25 protein-coding genes are annotated in these 18217 nt (G+C 65.2%); 7 read left to right on the top strand and 18 right to left on the bottom strand.

What is annotated here, in order from left to right:
- Position 1: 1 nt before the first annotated feature.
- The 11 genes from soxX to C404_RS54265 all read right to left on the bottom strand — a co-directional run bounded on the left by soxX (position 2) and on the right by C404_RS54265 (position 7310).
- On the bottom strand, positions 2-646 hold the full coding sequence (soxX, locus tag C404_RS54315) for a sulfur oxidation c-type cytochrome SoxX (RefSeq protein ID WP_021197227.1): 645 nt from the start codon (positions 644-646) through the stop codon (positions 2-4).
- Between the two features lie 8 nt (positions 647-654).
- On the bottom strand, positions 655-1494 hold the full coding sequence (gene soxA, locus C404_RS54310) for a sulfur oxidation c-type cytochrome SoxA (protein WP_021197226.1): 840 nt from the start codon (positions 1492-1494) through the stop codon (positions 655-657).
- A gap of 37 nt (positions 1495-1531) precedes the next feature.
- The gene (locus C404_RS54305) at positions 1532-1987 is read right to left on the bottom strand and encodes a DsrE family protein (RefSeq protein WP_021197225.1); all 456 of its coding nucleotides are present in this window, start codon (positions 1985-1987) and stop codon (positions 1532-1534) included.
- Positions 1988-2006: 19 nt separating this feature from the next.
- On the bottom strand, positions 2007-2318 hold the full coding sequence (soxZ, locus tag C404_RS54300; protein ID WP_021197224.1) for a thiosulfate oxidation carrier complex protein SoxZ: 312 nt from the start codon (positions 2316-2318) through the stop codon (positions 2007-2009).
- A 22-nt stretch (positions 2319-2340) separates the two neighbouring features.
- On the bottom strand, positions 2341-2811 hold the full coding sequence (soxY, locus tag C404_RS54295) for a thiosulfate oxidation carrier protein SoxY (protein ID WP_021197223.1): 471 nt from the start codon (positions 2809-2811) through the stop codon (positions 2341-2343).
- Between the two features lie 14 nt (positions 2812-2825).
- On the bottom strand, positions 2826-3173 hold the full coding sequence (locus C404_RS54290) for a c-type cytochrome (protein WP_021197222.1): 348 nt from the start codon (positions 3171-3173) through the stop codon (positions 2826-2828).
- A 168-nt stretch (positions 3174-3341) separates the two neighbouring features.
- Positions 3342-4229 (bottom strand): EamA family transporter, encoded by an 888-nt coding sequence (locus C404_RS54285; RefSeq protein WP_021197221.1) that lies wholly within the window; start codon positions 4227-4229, stop codon positions 3342-3344.
- Positions 4230-4335: 106 nt separating this feature from the next.
- Positions 4336-5628, bottom strand: coding sequence for an NAD(P)/FAD-dependent oxidoreductase (locus tag C404_RS54280; protein WP_021197220.1), 1293 nt, complete (start codon positions 5626-5628; stop codon positions 4336-4338).
- Positions 5625-5972: a c-type cytochrome gene (locus C404_RS54275; protein ID WP_031330088.1), complete on the bottom strand. Its 348-nt coding sequence runs from the start codon at positions 5970-5972 to the stop codon at positions 5625-5627. Before C404_RS54275 ends, C404_RS54280 begins: the two co-directional genes overlap by 4 nt.
- A gap of 122 nt (positions 5973-6094) precedes the next feature.
- Positions 6095-6892 (bottom strand): BON domain-containing protein, encoded by a 798-nt coding sequence (locus C404_RS54270; RefSeq protein WP_021197218.1) that lies wholly within the window; start codon positions 6890-6892, stop codon positions 6095-6097.
- 40 nt (positions 6893-6932) lie between these two features.
- Positions 6933-7310 carry a YraN family protein gene (locus C404_RS54265; protein ID WP_021197217.1) on the bottom strand — a complete coding sequence of 126 codons (378 nt, stop codon included), beginning with the start codon at positions 7308-7310 and terminating at the stop codon, positions 6933-6935.
- 19 nt (positions 7311-7329) lie between these two features.
- Here C404_RS54265 and rsmI point away from each other — a divergent pair, with 19 nt between their 5' ends.
- The gene (rsmI, locus tag C404_RS54260; protein ID WP_021197216.1) at positions 7330-8232 is read left to right on the top strand and encodes a 16S rRNA (cytidine(1402)-2'-O)-methyltransferase; all 903 of its coding nucleotides are present in this window, start codon (positions 7330-7332) and stop codon (positions 8230-8232) included.
- On the opposite strand, the gene C404_RS54255 is transcribed toward rsmI, so the two are convergent.
- Positions 8229-8963: a septal ring lytic transglycosylase RlpA family protein gene (locus C404_RS54255; protein ID WP_021197215.1), complete on the bottom strand. Its 735-nt coding sequence runs from the start codon at positions 8961-8963 to the stop codon at positions 8229-8231. The genes rsmI and C404_RS54255 overlap by 4 nt on opposite strands.
- 201 nt (positions 8964-9164) lie before the next feature.
- On the opposite strand from C404_RS54255, the gene C404_RS54250 reads away from it, so the two are divergent.
- From C404_RS54250 to C404_RS54240, 3 genes are all read left to right on the top strand, one after another.
- Complete coding sequence (locus tag C404_RS54250) at positions 9165-9821, top strand: MBL fold metallo-hydrolase (RefSeq protein WP_021197214.1); 657 nt, start codon at positions 9165-9167, stop codon at positions 9819-9821.
- Entirely contained in the window at positions 9818-10525 is a 708-nt protein-coding gene (locus C404_RS54245; protein ID WP_021197213.1) for an exonuclease, read from the top strand. The genes C404_RS54250 and C404_RS54245 overlap by 4 nt, the downstream gene beginning before the upstream one ends.
- Before the next feature lie 274 nt (positions 10526-10799).
- Entirely contained in the window at positions 10800-11063 is a 264-nt protein-coding gene (locus C404_RS54240; protein WP_031330087.1) for a hypothetical protein, read from the top strand.
- Between the two features lie 126 nt (positions 11064-11189).
- Here C404_RS54240 and arsC read toward each other — a convergent pair whose 3' ends face one another.
- The 4 genes from arsC to alc all read right to left on the bottom strand — a co-directional run bounded on the left by arsC (position 11190) and on the right by alc (position 14610).
- Complete coding sequence (gene arsC, locus C404_RS54235; protein WP_021197211.1) at positions 11190-11540, bottom strand: arsenate reductase (glutaredoxin); 351 nt, start codon at positions 11538-11540, stop codon at positions 11190-11192.
- Between the two features lie 162 nt (positions 11541-11702).
- Positions 11703-12980: a M20/M25/M40 family metallo-hydrolase gene (locus C404_RS54230; RefSeq protein WP_021197210.1), complete on the bottom strand. Its 1278-nt coding sequence runs from the start codon at positions 12978-12980 to the stop codon at positions 11703-11705.
- 83 nt (positions 12981-13063) lie between these two features.
- Positions 13064-13603 carry an ureidoglycolate lyase gene (locus C404_RS54225; RefSeq protein ID WP_021197209.1) on the bottom strand — a complete coding sequence of 180 codons (540 nt, stop codon included), beginning with the start codon at positions 13601-13603 and terminating at the stop codon, positions 13064-13066.
- A complete protein-coding gene (gene alc, locus C404_RS54220; protein WP_021197208.1) occupies positions 13600-14610 on the bottom strand; it encodes an allantoicase in 1011 nt (336 codons plus the stop codon). The genes C404_RS54225 and alc overlap by 4 nt, the downstream gene beginning before the upstream one ends.
- 345 nt (positions 14611-14955) lie before the next feature.
- Here alc and C404_RS54215 point away from each other — a divergent pair, with 345 nt between their 5' ends.
- Genes C404_RS54215 through C404_RS54205 form a run of 3 tightly spaced genes read left to right on the top strand, consistent with a single transcriptional unit; the run spans position 14956 to position 17624 of the window.
- Complete coding sequence (locus C404_RS54215; protein ID WP_021197207.1) at positions 14956-16296, top strand: C4-dicarboxylate transporter DctA; 1341 nt, start codon at positions 14956-14958, stop codon at positions 16294-16296.
- Positions 16297-16333: 37 nt separating this feature from the next.
- Positions 16334-17029, top strand: a complete 696-nt coding sequence (locus tag C404_RS54210) for a GntR family transcriptional regulator (protein WP_031330086.1) — start codon at positions 16334-16336, stop codon at positions 17027-17029.
- A 7-nt stretch (positions 17030-17036) separates the two neighbouring features.
- Positions 17037-17624 carry an IMPACT family protein gene (locus C404_RS54205; RefSeq protein ID WP_031330085.1) on the top strand — a complete coding sequence of 196 codons (588 nt, stop codon included), beginning with the start codon at positions 17037-17039 and terminating at the stop codon, positions 17622-17624.
- Here the strand turns inward: C404_RS54205 and C404_RS54200 are convergent.
- Together C404_RS54200 and C404_RS0130425 are read right to left on the bottom strand one after the other, a co-directional pair.
- Positions 17621-17947 (bottom strand): helix-turn-helix domain-containing protein, encoded by a 327-nt coding sequence (locus C404_RS54200; RefSeq protein WP_021197204.1) that lies wholly within the window; start codon positions 17945-17947, stop codon positions 17621-17623. The two genes, C404_RS54205 and C404_RS54200, sit on opposite strands and share 4 nt — an antisense overlap.
- Positions 17931-18185 carry a type II toxin-antitoxin system RelE family toxin gene (locus C404_RS0130425; protein ID WP_031330084.1) on the bottom strand — a complete coding sequence of 85 codons (255 nt, stop codon included), beginning with the start codon at positions 18183-18185 and terminating at the stop codon, positions 17931-17933. The genes C404_RS54200 and C404_RS0130425 overlap by 17 nt, the downstream gene beginning before the upstream one ends.
- Positions 18186-18217 lie beyond the last annotated feature (32 nt).

Genomic DNA, 18217 nt, shown 5'->3' with positions numbered 1-18217 from the left:
GTTATTGATTCACGGGCGAGGCCGGGTCAAACAACAGCGCCATCACATCGCGGATCTGCTGCTCAGTGAGGATGCCCTTGTGCCCGAAGCGCGGCATGTTGGAGCACGCGGCATACGCGTTGGAGTTGTAGATCTTGCCCCACGTGTAGCGCAGGATCGCCTCCGAATCTCCACGCAGCTTGCCGTACTGGTACAGCGACGGGCCGATGGTGCCGTACGACACCTCGTCTTTCGACAGGCGATGGCACGCATAGCAATTGGCACCGTTGGCCCCGCCAGCGGGGTCGGAGAACTGCATGCCGCGGCCGCTCTGCGCGGTCTTCTCGCCTTCCTTCCAGTCACCCAGCCACTTGTTGTCAGCGGGGTAGTGGATGGTCTTCGTCTGCGCGTCTTCGAGTTTCTTGGCGACGGCGGCGGGCACTGTGTTGCGATCGGCGTACTGGCTGCAGATTTTCTGCACGTCGTCGCGTTCGGTCACGCCTTCCACGGTGGCTGGGCCCTTGGAGACAAAGCTCTCGTGGATGATCTTGGTGAGCGCGGCGTCAGCCTTCGCGTCGGGCTTGGGCGGCGTGATGGCATCCGCCGCGTGCGCGGTGCCGGCAGCGAGTGCCAGCGCGGTCAGAACGATGGGGGTCAGTCGGAACATGCGTGGCCTCATCGTTTGATCGACGGCGCGTCCATCTTGCCGCCGTTGGCGTTGCGGGCGAGGAACAGCTCCAGCGCGGTGATCACCTCGCTGCCATAGAGCGGCTCCGGAAAGCGCTGCTGGCGCAGGCAGTCGTACAGGCGGTGCTGCATCGTGCGCACCTCGCCTTGCGAGACGCGGTAGCCGGGCCATGTCGAATACGCAAAGCGCGCGCCATCGGCGGTCAGCAAGTCGGGCAATTCCTGCAGGCGGATGCGCTGACCCGGCTGGGCATGGCACGTGGCGCAGGCAAAGTCATATGCGCCGCCGCGATAGAAGAACATGCGGCGGCCGAGTTCGTACGTGCGCTTTTCTTCGGGATGCGCGAGCGGAATATCAATGGCCGCGCCGCGCGATTCCGAGGTGATATATGCCATCAACCGTTCAATGTCCGACGGCTTGCCCGGCGACGAGAACGGGTTGGCCGACGCCTCTTCCTTCGTCAGCCCCTGCAGCGTCATGCGGCAATACATGAGGCGCTGTTCGGCGTCCATCACGCGGCCGGTGTCCTTGAAGAAGCGCGGCAGCTTGGCGTACGCGCCCTTCACGACGCCGGGGCCCAGGCCCAGGTCGCACGCTTCGAGCGAGGCCTGCTTCGGGCCGGCGGGCTTCTTCCAGAGTTCTTCGCCAGCGGCTTCCCAGAGTTCGGCCGGGTTGCCGTCGGCCAGCATCTCGCGGTACTGCGCGATGCCTGCGGCGACGCTGTCCTTCTGGTCTTTCTGGTCCTTGGCGTCCTGCGCATTGGCCACCAGGGCAATGCCGGCCGCCAGCGCCGCGGCCAGCGCGACGATTCGTTTGGTGCGTTTCATGGTCCCCTCCGTGGGTCGCCTACAGTCCATGGAGCGCCTACGGCTTGAGATAGGCGAAGCCTTCTTCCTGCTGCAAGCGGGTGATTTCCACCACGCCGGCGGGCACCACCTTGGCTTCGAGCAGCAGCTTGTCTTCCGGCACCTTGAAGGCCATCAGCGAGTTGTGGCACACGCGAAACTCCACGCCCATGCTGGCCAGCGCGGCGACGGGTGCATCGAACGGGCGGCCCTGTGCGTCCTTGGCCCCTTCGACCAGGAATTCGATGCCGTGCCCCAGCGCCACCACCACGATCTTCGTGCCGGGTGCGCCGTTGAGGTGGTTACGAAGGTTGCCGATCGCGCGCACGGCCTGGTCGATGCCTTCGCTCAGTTGGTACACCACCTTGTAGCGGGCACCAGCGCCGCCGGCACGGGGTGCGGTCTGCGCGGCGGCCTTGCCTGCCACGCCCAACGCTGCCAGCGCAGCGGTCACACGGAAGAAACTGCGTCGCATGGCAGCCTCCTGAAAAGCGTTATTGGATTGCAGTCTCGTCGGTGCGCTTGTCGCCGTGGTTGTCGACCCACGTGACCGTCACCTTGTCGCCCTTGGCGCCGCCCTTGAACTTGAAATTGAGGAACGGATCCTTCGACACGGCGGGGCCGAACTGCCCGTCCAGCACCGTCTTGCCGTTGTGCTGCACAGTCACGTTGGTGATGTGCCAGGCCGGCACGATCTTGCCGGATGCGTCCTTGCGCTGACCGGTTTCCATGTCGTGCTTCATCAGGATCTTCACGTCGGTCGTGCCGCCGTTTTCCATTGCGCGAATGCGCATCGGGTCTGCCATGGTGTGCTCCTTGTCCTGATTCTTAACCGCCGCAGCCACCAAGGGTGACCTTCACTTCCTTGCTCGCCAGCACCCACTTGCCGTTGGCACGCACGGCGGCGTAGACCATCGAGGTCTCCCCCATCTTCACACGCGTGCTCACGAACGGATCGGTGCCGGCCGGAATGGCAAACGTGGCGGCCAGCGTGTTCGGGTTCTTTTCCACCAGGATGGCGATCAGGTCCGTGCCTGGCAGCGTGCTGGTCACCACCAGCGGCACCACGGCGCCGTTTTCGGCGATGTCCGGCGCGGTGAGCTGGATACCAGCGCCGCCCTTGTCGACAGCGCCGCCGCCCAGTTGCTTGAGCACGTCGTTCACGCCCTTGATGGCGAAGGCAGTCTTGTTCCACTCGGCGGCCTGTGCCGGGGTGGCGAGGCCGGCGGACACCAGCAGCGCCATCATGGCACCTGCGCGCAGCACGTCTCGGCGGGAGAGGTTCACGGAATCGGTCATTACCCTGTCCTCGCTCACTTGGCTGGGGCGCCCGCGAGCACCCAGTCGATCACGGTCTTCAGATCCGCATCGGCGATCTTCGGGTTGGCCGGCATCGGAATCTGGCCCCAGTTGCCCATGCCGCCTTCGCGCACCTTCTTGATGAGCTTGGCTTCGGCCCCTGCATCGCCTTTGTACTTGGCGGCGACATCCTTGTAGGCCGGGCCGACGAGCTTGCGGTCCACTGCATGGCAGCCCATGCAGGCGTTCTGGTTGGCGATGGTCTGGGCGCGGGCAGCGTCGACGGCGGCCAGCGCAGGCGTGGCGGACAGCGCCAGGCCGGCCAGCACCGCAGCCGCGGCGAGCGTGGGGGCGAACTTCATGTGGTCTCCAGAGGATGGGCCTGCCCGCATGCGTGTGCGGGCCAATGGTCGCAATGATCGAAATCGGACCCGATATTGTGCCCGAAGTGGGCCAAATCCCGCGTCGCCCCAAAAGCAAAGCGCCCGGAACCTTACGGCCCGGGCGCCTGTTCGGCAGGGCGTCGACGCTCAGGCCATCGCCCGCCGTGCTGCCAGCCGGCCGCCGAATACGTTGAGCAGCAGGCCGGCCATCACCACCGCGCCGCCCAGCCACTGCGCCGGCACCAGCCGCTCGCCCAGCAGCACGGCGGCCGAGATCAGCCCGACCACCGGCACCAGCAGCGTGAGCGGCGCGACCTGGCTGGCCGCGTATCGGCCCAGCAGGCGGCTCCACAGGCTGTAGCCGAAGATGGTGGCGCCAAAGGCCAGGTAGACGATCGCGCCAATGCTGGACCAGCCGATGTTCGTCAGGCTATGGACAATCTGCTCCGGCCCCTCCATCCAGTACGACAGCAGCAGGAACGGAATGGGCGGAATCACCGCGCCCCAGATCACCAGGCTCACCACGTTCACTTTGCCGATCCGCTTGGTGACGATATTGCCGCTGGCCCACGAGAACGCTGCACACAGCGTCAGCAGGAAGCCGGCCGTGGTCATGCCGGTCGTCACGGCACCGCCGGCCATGCCGATGATCGCCAGCCCGCACGCGGCAACGGCCATGCCGGCCAGGTGGAACCAGCGGATCGGCTCGCGCAGCACCAGCGCGGCGATCGTCAGCGTAAAGAACGCCTGCGACTGCAGCACCAGCGAGGCCAGCCCCGCCGGCATGCCCACATACATGGCCGAGAACAGAAAGGCGAACTGCCCAAGGCTGATAGTGGCGCCATAGGCGAGCAGCCATTTGAGCGGAATCTTCGGGCGCGGCACGAACAGCACCGCCGGGAAGGCGACCAGCGCAAAGCGCAGCGCACCCAGCAGCATGGGCGGCACGCCGTGCAGGCCCACCTTGATGACGACGAAGTTGACGCCCCACACCAGCACAACGGTCAGGGCCAGCAGCAGATCCTTGGGAGACATGATGATCGGAATGCTCAGACGGTCAGCGGCCGCCCGCGCGGCCCTATGACGCACTGTAGGCGCGGGCCGCCTACGCGACTTGCACAATCTTGCGCATTGTTTGCGCCTAGCCGAGCATGTCCGACCAGATCGCCCGGCTCCAGCCCTGCGCCAGTTTGCCCTCCGCCACGGAGGGGCCATCCGACAGCCCGCCCGCGCCTTGCACCGTCACCATGGTGCGCTCGGCCGGGTCGTAGCGGTGCACGGTGGCCACGTGCATCGCTTCGTCGGGGGCGATGAAGCTGTAGCAGGTGTTGGCGTACAGCGGCGACGTGTCGGGCGCGTGGCCGGCCAGCATGGCCACCACGGCGGCGGCGGCCACCTTGCCGTGCTGGTTGGCCATGTGGCCGGATTTGGGCATCAGCGGCGCGGTCTGGATGGCATCGCCGATCACGTGTACGCCCGGCGCCACCTTTGACTCGAATGACAGGAAATCGACTTCGCACCAGCGCCCGTTGGCGGTCGCCAGCCCGGCATGCACGGCAATGGCCCCGGCGCGCTGCGGCGGGATGAGGTTGACCACATCCGCCTGCACATCGTCCTGTACATCGAACTTGAGCACACGGCCGGTGGCGTCGATGTCGACCGCGTTGTATTGCGGTCGATATTCGATGTGCTGTGGATAACGCTCCGCCCACACGCGCTTGAACAGCGCGCCCTTGGAGGTCACATCGTCGTTGGCATCAAGAATGAGTACACGCGAGTCCGGCTTGGCGCGCTGCAGCCAGTTGGCGATCAGGCAGGCGCGCTCGTACGGCGCGGGCGGGCAGCGGTACGGCGCCAGCGGAATGCTGATGGCCACCGTGCCGCCGTTGGGCATGGCTTCGAGCAGGTGGCGCAGCGCGAGCGTCTGTGTGCCGGCCTTCCACGCGTGCGGTGCCTGCGCAGCAGTGGCCGCGTTGGCCAGACCAGGAATCGCCCCCGGCACGAAATCGATGCCGGGCGAGAGGATCAGCCGGTCGTAGTCCAGCGTGCCGCCGCCGGCCAGGCGCACCTGCTTCGCGTCGATGTCGATGGCCGCGGCACGGTCGCGCACCCAGCGCACGCCATGGCGCTCGACCAGCGCGTCGTACGGTACGGTGATCGAGGCCAGATCACGGTCACCCGACAGCACGAGGTTCGACAACGGGCACGACACGAATGCGGCATTGGGCTCGACCAGCGTCACGTCGACATGGTTGCCGGAGAACACACGCACATACTTCGCTGCTGTCGCACCGCCGTAGCCGCCGCCAACCACGACGACGCGCGCATTGCGCGTGCCCGAGAGCGAAGCGCATGCGGCCAGCGGCCCGGCCAAGGCAGTCGCCCCAAGTGCGCGCAGTACGGTGCGCCGGTCTTTGCGCAGGGTCGGGTTCATGGCGCCTCCTGCGGTTGGCGCGACAGCCAGCCGGCAATCGCGGCGATCTGCGCGTCGTCATAACCACGCGCAAGCTGGCCCATGACCGTGGACGGGCGCGTGCCGTTGCGGAACGCCTGCAGCGTGTCGATCAATTCAGCCTGCGAGCGGCCGGCCAGCGAGGGCAGCGTCTGCGCAGCCGACTTGGTGCCGGGTGCCGTATCCGCGTGATGGCAGCTCGCGCACGATGCAGCCCAGGTACGGGCCTGCGCGTTGGTGGGCGGGCGATCGGCCGCTTGGACGGCGTGAGCCGAAGACAGCGCCGCAAGCAAAGCGGCGACAGCAAGTCGGTGAGCGACGGGCATGGGGGGCAGCGAAGTCACGGAAGCGTCATACGCTAACACGCCCGCCTTGCCATGTGCCGTGCGCGCGGACAACAAAAAAACGCAGCGCGGTGGCTGCGTTTTTTGTGATGCGCCGATGGGCCTCAGGGCAGTTGCTTGCCCGGCGGCAGTGCCGGCGAGGTGGTGGGCGACACCGTCACGCCCGGCGAGGCCGAGGTGACCGGTGCCGGTGCCTGCGTTGCCGTCGGCGTGCCCTGCTGCACCGGGGCCGGCGTACCCGGCGCGACCTGCGGATTGCTCGACGATGCGTTCGTATCCAGGCGTTTGCGCTCTTCCTCGGTCACGTAGTCGAACACCTTCACGACTTTTTTGACGCCGCCCACGGTGCGCACGGCTTCGGTGGCTTTGTTGCCCTCGGCCTCGGTCACCACGCCCAGCAGGAAGACGGTCTGGGCTTCGGTGGTCACCTTGATGGAATTCCAGGGCACACCTTCCGTGCCAGCCAGCACGCTCTTCACCTTGGTGGTGATGTACGTGTCGTTGGTGCGCGAGCCGAACGTGCTCGACTCCGGCGTCACCACGAGCTCGTTGACGACCTCACGCGCGTTCTCCAGCTTCTGCGCGTACTGGCCGATCTCCTGCTTGGTCGCCTCGGTACCGGCTTCACCGGTCAGCAGCACCTTGCGGTTGTAGACCGTCACGTTCACGTGGGCACGGCCGTCGTAGCGCGAGATCAGCGTGTTCTCGGCTTCCAACTGCAGGCCGCGGTCGATGGTCTGGGTAGCGGTCGGGCGACGGTCGGTGGCCATTGCAACGCCGCCGGCCACGGCACCGGCAAACAGCGGGAAGCAGGCGGTCAACTGCGTGGCGGTGATACCCGCCAGGGCGGCCAGCACGACGATGCGCTTGGCACGGGCAGACGTAGGCGACGAGAGTTTCATGCTGTCCTTGAATGAAGTCCGGAAAGAGGAAGAGCAAAGTTCATGCTTCAGCGCCAAAGGCATCGCGCATCCATTCGATACGCGCGCCGTCGATGGCGATGACGTCAAAACGGCAGGCGGGCACATCAGCCTGTCGCGCGAGAAAATCTTCGGCCGCGGCAATCAGGCGACGCTGTTTGGCGGGCGTGACACTCGCGGCCGCACCACCAAAGCGCTGCGTGGACCGCGCCACGCGGGCGCGCACCTCCACGAAGATCAACGCGCCAGCTGCATCGCGCATCACCAGATCAATCTCGCCGCCCTTGCAGCGATAATTGCGGGTGACCACCGACAAACCGCGCGCCTGCAAGTAACGCAGCGCGCGGTCTTCGCCGGCTTCGCCGGTGACTGCGGTGATGGGCTTTGCGGTTTGAACCAAGTGACTGAGAGAAGTTCTTGTGAGTGATCCTGACTGGACCCTGCTGGCGCACGACCAGCACTATCCCGCCGGCGCATTATATGTGGTGGCCACCCCCATCGGGAACGCCGCCGACGTGTCGCTGCGGGCGCGGTATGTGCTCGGCATGGTCGATGCGGTGGCCTGCGAGGACACGCGCAACACCGGGCAACTGCTCAATCGCCTGGGGCTGTCGCGGCCGATGCTGGCAGCCCACGAGCACAACGAGCGCGAGGCTGCAGCACGCATCGTCGCGCGTCTGGCGCAGGGCGAGCGCATCGCCTACGTGTCGGATGCGGGCACGCCGGGCGTCTCCGACCCCGGCTCACGCATCGTCGAGGCCGTGCGCGCAGCCGGGCAGCGCGTGATTCCGCTGCCGGGCGCGAGCGCGGTGGTGACGGCGCTGTCCGCCGCCGGCGAATTGCTCGACACGTCGGGCGGGCAATTCACCTTCGTTGGTTTCCTGCCGCCCAAGGCCGGGCAGCGCGATGCGGCCATCCGCCAATGGGCAGCGCACGAGCCGGCGTGGGTGCTGTATGAGGCGCCGCATCGCATTGACGCCACGCTCGCCGCGCTGGCCGAACATCTGCCGGCGCGGCGCCTGCTCATCGGTCGCGAGTTAACGAAGCTGTTCGAGCAGATCGTCGTGTTGCCTGCGGCCGAAGCACCGGCCTGGCTGGCTGCCGATGCCTCGCACAGCAAGGGCGAATTCGTTCTGGTGGTGGAAGGTGCAGGCGCGCAGGTCGCGGCCCCGACGGCCATGGCCGCAGATCAGGTGCTGCGCCTGCTGCTGGCCGAACTGCCCGCCAAGCGCGCTGCCAAGCTGGCGGGGGCGATCACGGGTGCGCCGGTCGACGCGCTGTATCAAAGCGCGCTGGCGTTGAAAAACGACGGGAAGGATTAACGACGCGCTTTCGCGCGGCGCTTGGTCGCCTTTTTCTTCGGCGGTGCCGGCTCGTCGGCGCCGACGTCGGCGTCGCCATCATTGCTGGCGAGATCGGTCTGCGTGAGTTCCGGGCGCAGTGCTTCGACTTCCGCGCGCGACAGGCGGCGGATCTCCACTTGCGTTGAACCACGCTTGACGAAATCCAGGCGCTTGGCCGCGGCGTACGACACGTCGAGGACGCGCCTGCCACGGTAGGGGCCACGGTCTGTCACCTTGGCCACGACTACGCGGTCGTTGGAGAGGTTGCGCACCAGCACCCAACTCTGCAGCGGCAGCGACGGGTGCGCCACCGTGAAGGCATTCATATCGAAGCGCTCACCACTGGCCGTGCGGCGACCGTGGAACCCGCGGCCATACCAGGATGCGACGCCGCGCTGCTCGAACGTGCCAAGGTCTGCGCGCAGACCCGGTTCGGTATTGGCGTTCTCGTCGAGCTTGAGGCTGCTGGAATCCGGCACGCTGCGGAACGACAACGCACCCCAGGCATCCGGGTTGTCACGCACGTCCGGCACCTTCAGCGCAGGCACTGCTGACTTGTCGGCATTGGCCGCATTGAGCTGATTCTGCGGGGGCTCCCCCGGCACGGCAGCACAACCCGCCAACACCAGCAAAGCGGTGCCGTGCGTCAGCCAGGCACGCAGCGTGCGGCCGGCCGGAAGGCTGGAGAACATGGGGGAAAGCTTGAGCATGGGCGCGAGTCTAACATGCACGCCCTCCTCGATTATTTACATTTCCTATTAAAACGGTCGCATCATGCAGGCATCTTGCATGAACTTTGTAATATTTTCCGCCGGATGTAACAGAGCGCCCCGCCAGCCCAATGCTGGCGCGGGCTTGGGCCGTTACAATTGCCTTGTTCCGTCTTCGCACGAAAGTGCGCAAAAAACCACATGAAAGTCGTTGTCGTCCCCGTTACGCCGTTTGAACAGAACTGCACGCTGCTGATTGGCGACGATGGTGCTGCTGCCGTCACCGACCCGGGCGGCGACATCGAACGCATCCTGGCCGCCGCCCAGCAGCACGGCGCGCGCATCGAAAAGATCCTGCTCACGCACGGTCACGTCGACCACTGCGCCGCTGCCGATGCCCTGCGCACGCAACTCGGCGTGCCCATCGAAGGCCCGCACAAGGACGAAGCCTTCTGGATCGACCAGCTCCCGATGCAGAGCCAGCGCTTCGGCTTTCCGCCGGCCAAGGCGTTCGTGCCGGACCGCTGGCTTGACGATGGCGACACCGTGGAAGCTGCCGGCCGCACGCTGCAGGTCTTCCATTGCCCGGGGCACACGCCCGGCCACGTGGTGTTCTTCAGCGCGGAAGACCGCATCGCCATCGTCGGCGATGTGCTGTTCGCGGGCTCGATCGGCCGCACGGATTTCCCGCGCGGCAACCATGCAGACCTGATCCACGCGATCCGCACCAAGCTCTGGCCGCTGGGCGATGACGTCACCTTTGTGCCGGGCCACGGGCCGGTCTCTACCTTTGGCGATGAGCGGGCAACCAACCCGTACGTTGCCGATCGCCTGTTTGCCAACGAAGGCACGTCATGAGCGACGACACCAGCGATACCAACGACACGTTCGCAGATACCGCGCCTGCGGCCCCAGCAGACAAACCCCGCCGCAAGCGCGGCAACCAGCCGCCTGACACACGGCCCGAGATCTACGTCAGCACCGACATCGAAGCCGATGGGCCCATCCCCGGGCCGCACTCGATGCTGAGCTTTGCGAGTGCCGCATACCTCGCCGACAAGACGCTCATCGGCACGTTCGAAGCGAATCTCGAAACGCTGCCCGGTGCACAGGGGCACCCAATCCAGATGCAATGGTGGCAAACGCAGCCCGAAGCCTGGGCTGCATGTCGCAAGAATCTCGAAGCGCCTGAAGTGGCTTTGCCGCGCTACGTGGAATGGGTCGAGAGCCTGCCCGGCAAGCCGGTGTTCGTGGCGTTTCCGGCGGGGTTCGATTTCACGTACATGTTCTGGTACATGATGCGGTTTGCCGGGCGCTCGCCGTTCGGCTGGGCGGCGCTCGACATCAAGACGCTGGCCTTTGCGCTTACGGGCTTGCCGTATCGGCGCAACGTCAAGGCGGCCTTTCCCGAGCACTGGCACGACCCGCTGCCGCACACGCATGTCGCGCTGGATGATGCGAAGGAGCAAGGCGCCCTCTTCTGCAACATGCTCGCTGAACTGCGTGTGCGAGAAGCCGAGCACGCGGCAATACAAACGGCCCTGCACAGCGCGCAAGACTGAGCGCCGCTCACATCACGCATTTCGCGAAGAGCCACAGTCCGTTTGCGTTTTGCCCGCGTGATGCACGCACCATGACGCAACGCAACTTGCGGCGCCGCAAACCCGCGTCTACGCTGGGCTTGTGCGAGGCGACCAGACGACTGCGCCACCCGGCGCCGACAAGCAAAGCCACTCGCATACGCCATTTGCTTGTCGTATCGTTTTCGGGCCGCGCGTACCCCCGACGCCGGTGCGTGCCGGCGTCGGCTATCAGCTAACGACGGGAGGTGCCGCGATGCGATTTTCCCGTGACGCGTTTGACACGCAACACTTGCGAGCGATGACGGAGCGCTTGCATTGGCATCGCAAAACAACCGCCAAGGCGATCCCGCTGAGCGCGCACACGCATCTGCATCGTGCCCGCGGCGACGAGAGCGACGACGCGGAAGTGATGAAGGTCACGGTGGTCTCGACCACTGTGGCGCTGGCAGTGGTGCTGGTTGCCCTGCTGGCAGTTGGATTCGGGTCAGAAATGGCCCGATGGATGGGCCTGGAATGATCCGGTGCCCTTGCGCGTCTTGACGGACGCAGCCCCGGCCCTCGCGCAAGGCGATACGGCCACCCCTGAACGGCCTGTCCGATGGAAATCGGCAGGCCGTTCAACTTTGGGGCGTGGGCGTTTGCGTCACTTCAGGAACGCGTCGAGCGCTTCCGGCGTCCGGCCGATGGTGGCCTTGCCATCGCGCACGAGCACGGGACGCTGCAGCAGCTTCGGGTGTTCTGCAATTGCCTTGAGCAGCGCATCGTCTGAGGCGGCGGCCAGGTTGAGTTGCGCGTATTCGTCTTCGTTTTCACGCACCAGGCTGCGCAACGGGGTGTCGAGCTGCTTGGCGAGGGTCTTCAACTCGGCCAGCGTGGGCGGCGTCTTCAGATACTCGATGACTTCGAGCGATTCGCCCTGCTTTTCGGCAAAGGCCTCAGCCTGTTCAAGCGCGGTGCGCGATTTGGAGCAGCGGGGGTTGTGATAGATCTGCATGGTCGAGATGGCTGACGGGTGCTTGGAGGTGCCATCTTAATGGCTTGGTGTGGTGGAGGACTTCGCCTCTCGCTAAGAGGGGGTTCGTCGAGTTTGACCCTGACGCCCCAAAGCAAAAAGGGCTGGCAAACGCCAGCCCTATCCAAGACGCAACGGTGATGATCAAGCGCCGCCGAGCAATTCCGCCACGGCACAACCCACCACCACCGTGGCACCACGCAAGTCATTGAGGCGCAGGTTCTCGTCGGTGTTGTGGCCGCGTGCTTCCATCAGCGTGCGCGGCCCAGCGCCATACAGCACCGTCGGCACACCATGCGCCGTGTAATGTCGCGCATCGGTGTACAGCGGCACACCATGCACCGGCACATCCCCACTAAATACCGTTAACGCATTGCGCCGCAGCGCACCGATCAGCGTTTCCACGCCCGGTAGTTCAGCCAGCGGCGCGGCCAGCAGAATGCGTTCAACCGACACCGCAATCCCCGGCCGCTCCGCCGCTGCACGCTCAATCACCGCACGCAGTTCGCCTTCGGCATCGCGCCCAGCCTCTTCGGGAATCATCCGGCGGTCGATCCGGAACGTCACCAGATCCGGCACCACGTTGGTGTTGATGCCACCCTGGATCAAACCGACATTCAGCGTCGCATGATCAATGCCCGAGACGCTCGATTTGCGTGTCGCCAGCTCCGCACGATACGCATACACGGCCTGCAAGATGTGTGTCGCGGCCTCGATGGCGTCGATGCCCGTGTGCGGCATGGCAGCGTGCGCCTGCTTGCCGCGCACCGTTACCTGCACGTGCAGGCAGCCGTTGTGCGCCGAGGTGATGCCATACGCAAACCCCGCCGAGATGGCGTAGTCGGGCTTGGAGAGGCCCTGGTCCAGCAACCACTTCGGGCCGATGTCGCCGCCGGTTTCCTCGTCGTACGTGAAGTGCAGTTCGACCGTGCCGTTGAGCTTGGCACCGCGCTTCTCCGCCTCAATCAGCGCGAGCAAGGCCCACGTGTAAGTCGCGAAATCCGACTTGGACACCGCCACGCCACGGCCAAACATGGTGGGGCCGTGTTCGGTCTCGACGATCTCGCCGCCGTACGGGTCGTGCGTCCAGCCCAGGCCCGGCGGAACCACATCGCCGTGCGCATTCATGGCGATGGTGGGGCCGCCGTTGCCGAACGTGTGCCGCACGATCAGATTGGTGGCGCTGACCATGCCGACAGCACGCACCTGCGCCTCCGGCACGGCATGTGCCTCGACGGTCAGGCCCAGTACCTCCAGCAGCGCCTTGGCGCGTGCTGCGTGCGGCGCGCAGTCGCCGGACGGGTTGTCCGACGGCACCTTCACCAGCTCGCGCAAGAACTCGGTTTGGCTGCCGTGTGCGGCCTCGACAAACGCACGGATATCCGTGCCGATGCCGGCGGTGGTGAGTTGAGCCTGAGTCATGTCGATGGTCTCCTTGTAGGTTCTAGAAGTGACTGAGCCCCCGTTGTGCGGGGGCCCAAAGTTGTCACCGATTCAGGGGAGGCTTACTGCGCGGCTTGCATCGCCTCGGCAGTCAACCACACCGATTCCGGCAAGTCCTGCTCGTCGCAGTTGTGGCCTTCGCCGCCGCGGTCGACGACGAGGAAATCGCTCACCTCGCCCAGTGCCAGCAGCGGGTGATGCCACACGCCGCGCGCATAGTTCACGCCCTGCCAGCCTTGCGAGACGAACGCGCGCAGCTTGGACGGATCCAGCTCACCGGCCGGCGCCACGACCACCAGGTAGGGCTTGTCGTTCTGCGGGATGAAGGCCTGGCTGCCACGCGGGTGGCGCTCCAGCATCTTCACCTCGAACGGCAGCGTGCGCGGCTGGCCACGGAACAGGCTGATCAGCGCCCGGCCACCCTCGCCCACATCCACGTTGGCGAGGTCATGAAAGCGGATGGTCGTGCCCTGGTTGATGGGGAACTGCTTACACCCCTCCAGCTCGATCACGTCGCCGAACGGCGCGAACGCTTCGCGCGTGAGCGGCTCGATGGTCAGTGCAATGCGAGGGTTGGCAACTGCAGCGGTGTCTTGGCTCATTCCAGTACCCCCCACAGACGCAGGCGCGACACGCCGCCGTCCGGGAACATGTTGAAACGCACGTGCGTGACGATACCCAGATCCGCGATTTCGGCTTCGTAGTAGTGCTGCAGGTCCATCTGCAGCTTTTGCTCGGGCAGCAGCGTCTGCCAGAACATCGCTTGCGTCTTCAGCGAGCTGTCGGTGCCGCCCACCACGCGTGCTGCCTGGATGGACACGCGGTCGGCAAAGTTGCCCTTGAAGTGCGCGGTGTCGACTTCGATCTTGCGGATGCGGCCCGGGTGGGCCAGGGCGATCACGCACCAGTCGTTGCCCGGCTCGCGGCGGCGGCGCGTTTCCCAGCCGTCGCCCATGTTCACGCCGCGGCCCGGCATCAGCATGCGCGAGGCCGGCCCAAAGTGTTCGTTGTTGGCTTCGACCACGTAGGCGCCGTTTTCCATGGCAGCCAGGTCGATCAGCTTGGTGCGGTCAGCGCCCTTCCAGTCGACTTGCGGCTGGCCGTACACGCGCAGGCGCGCAATGCCGCCGTCCGGGAAGATGTTCACGCGCAGGTGCGTGAAAGCGCCGGTGTTGGTCACGGCCACGTAGGCGTGGCTGTTGCCTTGCAGCGTGGTCGACGGAACGATTTCGGTCCACTGCGTGGCATCGGTCGGCTCGCCGTCCGGCAGGTAGGCAGCCTCAATGGACGCAGCCGGCGGGAAGTTGCCGGTGAAGTGGCTGGTGTCGATATCGACGCCCTTCACAACGCCCGGGCGGGCCAGCTTGACGATGCAGTGGTCGTAGCCACCGTTGCGGCGACGGCGCGTTTCCCAGCCGTCCATCCACTTGCCGTGGTCGTCGTACTTGCCGGGGATGAACACCGCCGGCTCCGGATTGAGCATGCGGTCTTTCGGCGCGAAGAATTCGTCGGTCGCGAACGTGGCCACGGCACCCAGGCGCGGATCGGCCAGGTTCGGATAGCGGCGGGTGAAATCAGGGGCGTTGGGATCGAGCGTAGGCAGCGCCATGAAGAAACTCCTTGGTGTTTGTCTCTGGATGTTATACGGCACGCCCATCGAACAAAAACGGCGAGTAAGAACACTCGAAACCATGGCGACGGGAACACCGGAAGTGCAGTGTAAATGGCGGAACCACAAGGGTTCGCGGGACTGCATGAACCGATGCTAGCATGTGAATTCAAAAATTGCATACAAAAATTGGATCGCCTATGATGCCGTCACCGCCCAACAATTCGCGACAACAATTTGTTGCGGTGCGATGAGCAAAAACAAAGCCGTGACGACAATCGCAATAGACCGAATTAGACGATTGGGCAGGGCTTGAGACACCTGAAATCCAAAGGAGGATTCACCATGCAACGCTTTACGCGCCCGTTGTTCGGGCAGGTTTTGATTGCCCTAGCAATCGGTATTGCGCTGGGCGTCTGGGCGCCTGAATTTGCACAGAAACTGCAGCCGCTCGGCGACGGCTTTCTGAAGCTCATCAAGATGCTGATCGCGCCGATCGTGTTCTCGGTGGTGGTGGTGGGCATCTGCGGCGCGGGCGAACTGAAGAAGGTCGGGCGCGTGGGCGGCAAGGCCGTCATCTACTTCGAAGTCGTCACGACGATTGCGCTGGCGCTGGGCATTGCGCTGGCTTATCTGTTCGGGCCGGGCCACGGCATGAATGTGGACCCGAAGACGCTCGACCCGGCGGCCATGGCCTCGTACATGACGACGGCCAAGCAGGTGGAGTCGACCGGCGTGGCGGCGTTCTTCCTCAAGCTGATCCCGGATACCTTCGTCAGCGGCTTTGTGAAGGGCGACATCCTGCAGGTGCTGCTGGTGTCGATCCTGTTCGGCTGCTCGCTGTCGCTGCTGGGTGAGCGCACCAAGCCGCTGGTTTCGTTCATCGACCAGCTCTCGCATGTGCTGTTCCGCATGATGGCGGTGATCATCCGCCTGGCGCCGCTGGGCGTGCTGGGTGCGGTGGCCTTTACCGTAGGCAAGTACGGCGCGGGCTCGCTCAAGCAGCTCGGCTTCCTGGTGCTGCTGTTCTATGCGGCCGTGGCGATCTTTGTGGTGGTGGTGCTGGGCACGATCCTGCGCGTGGCGGGTTTCAACATCTTCAAGCTGATCCGCTTCCTGCGTGCCGAACTGCTGGTGGTGCTGGGCACGGCGTCGTCCGATGCTGTGCTGCCGTCCATCATGAACAAGCTGGAAAAGATGGGCATCAAGCGCTCGGTGGTGGGTCTGGTGATCCCGACCGGCTACTCGTTCAACCTCGATGCGTTCTCGATCTACCTGACGCTGGCCGCGGTGTTCATCGCCCAGGCCACCAACACGCCGCTGGCCTTCCAGGATCTGCTGCTGATCCTGGGCGTGGCGCTGATCACCTCCAAGGGCGCGCACGGCATTCCGGGGTCGGCCATCGTGATTCTGGCGGCCACCCTGTCGGTCATCCCGGCCATTCCGGCCGTGGGCCTGGTGCTGGTGCTCTCTGTCGACTGGTTCATCGGGATCGCCCGCGCGCTGGGTAACCTGATCGGCAACTGCGTGGCCACGGTGGTGATTGCCGCGTGGGAGAAAGACATCGACCGCGTGCGTGCCAATGCGGTGCTGGACGGCAAGATCGACATCACCGAAGAAGGCGAGGCGATTGCGCATGGCCATGCCGCCCCGGCCGCCGCAGCGCACACCCTGCCACATGCCTGAAGCCGGCATCCTGTCGGACGGCGGTAAAATCGGCACCATGACCGAAACCACCGCCGCCGACATCTCCTCCGAAGGCATTGCCGACGACATCGCCCAGGCGATCGTCGCGCATCGGCTGCCTCCGGGCACCAAGCTGCGCGAAGAGGCGCTGGCGAAGGTCTACGGCGTCAGCCGCACCAAGATTCGCGCGGCGCTGCTGATGCTGGCCAAGGACAAGCTGATCCGCATGGAGCCCGACCGCGGCGCCTTCGTGGCCAAGCCGGACGAGACCGAGGCGCGCGAGGTGTTTGCCGTGCGCCGCGTGCTGGAGGTGGCGCTGGTGCGCGAGTTCATCGCGAAAGCCACGCCAGCCGATTACAAGCGCCTGGAAAAACACCTGGCCGAAGAACACCACGTGGCCGCCAGCGGCAACCTTGCCGACGTGCCGCGCCGCAACCGCCTGATGGCCGACTTCCACCTGCTGCTGGCCGACGTGGTCGGCAACAGCGTGCTCAAGGAAATGCTGCGCGAGCTGTCCGCCCGCAGCTCGGTCATCACAATGATGTACCAGTCCACCTACGACGCCGTGCGCTCGTCCGATGAGCACACCGCCTTCCTGGAAGCCGCCAAGCGCGGCGACGTCGAAGGCGCCATCGCCCTGATGGAAGAACACATGGCGCACACCGAGGCGTCACTCAAGTTCGAATCGCCGGGTGGTCGGGCAACAGACCTCGTTGCCGCCCTCCTCGCCTGACACGCGCGTGCCGACGTATACGCTGCGCGCGCCAGTCTCGGTCGAGCTGGAAATCAAGAAGAGCCGTTTCATTGGATGGGCCGTGCCGGTCGAGGACCGCGCCGCTGCCATGGAGGTCGTGGCACGCCTGCGCGCTGAGCATCCGGCGGCCACGCACGTTTGCTGGGCGCTGCTGGCGGGCGGGCAGTCCGGCATGTCGGATGATGGTGAGCCCTCCGGCACCGCAGGGCGCCCCATCCTCGAAGTGCTGCGCCATCACGACCTGGACAGCACGCTGGGCGCCGTGGTGCGTTACTTCGGCGGCGTGAAGCTCGGCGCGGGCGGGCTGGTGCGTGCCTATACCGATGCCATTGCCACCGCGCTCATGCAAGCCGAACGCGTGGAGCGCATCGCCCGCATCACTCTCACCCTGGTTACTGATTATGCCGATGAGGCGCGTATCCGGCGGTGGATCGATGATGGTGGCTATGCGTTGCTTGATGCTGCTTACGATGCGGGTGTCACGCTCACCGTGCGCCTGCCTGTGACGGGTGAAGCAGCGGCGCGCGTGGCGCTGCGGGATCTGACGCAGGGGCGCGTCATCATCGCGAGCTAGAAATCCAGTTGCTCCGGAAGAATGCCAAGTGCCCCTGCGATCTTTTCGCGGGATGACTTGCGCAACCTGTCGCTGTTCTCCTGCTGTGCGTAGGCAGGCTGCGAAATGCCCAGACGTTTTGCGATCTCGGCCTGCGTCAGGCCCAGGTGCTCACGCCAAGCACGGGCCGGCGAAGCGCCTTCGATTGTGCGTTCGATGACCCCATGCGGAATCAAGTCTCGGGCTTCGGCACGCTCCGCGAGGTAGTCGTCATAGGGAATGACGACGAACGCCGGCGAGCCGTCCGGACCGTTGATGATCTGGATGTTAGTAGGTGCGTTCATCACGTTTCCTCACCTCTTGGATGTCGACCACGCGGATGTCGCCATCCCAGTCGAAGAGCACGCGGTAGTTGCCGACACGCAGTCGGTAGCCGTACTGGTGTTCAACCAATGCCTTGACGTTCTGGCACGCCGGCATGGCGGCAAGCCCGCCCACCGCGCGCACGACCACTTGCTGTTGTGGCCGATCCAGCTTCCGAAGTTGCTTGGCAGCCCGTGTTGTCCATTGGATCGCATTCATGATGCGACCAGCGAACGATTTATAAGTTTATA

Origin of the sequence: Ralstonia sp. AU12-08 (assembly GCF_000442475.1) — a bacterium.
GTDB lineage: Bacteria > Pseudomonadota > Gammaproteobacteria > Burkholderiales > Burkholderiaceae > Ralstonia > Ralstonia insidiosa.
The sequence above is the reverse complement of the archived record's forward strand: the minus strand, read 5'-3'. Positions and strand labels throughout refer to the sequence as shown.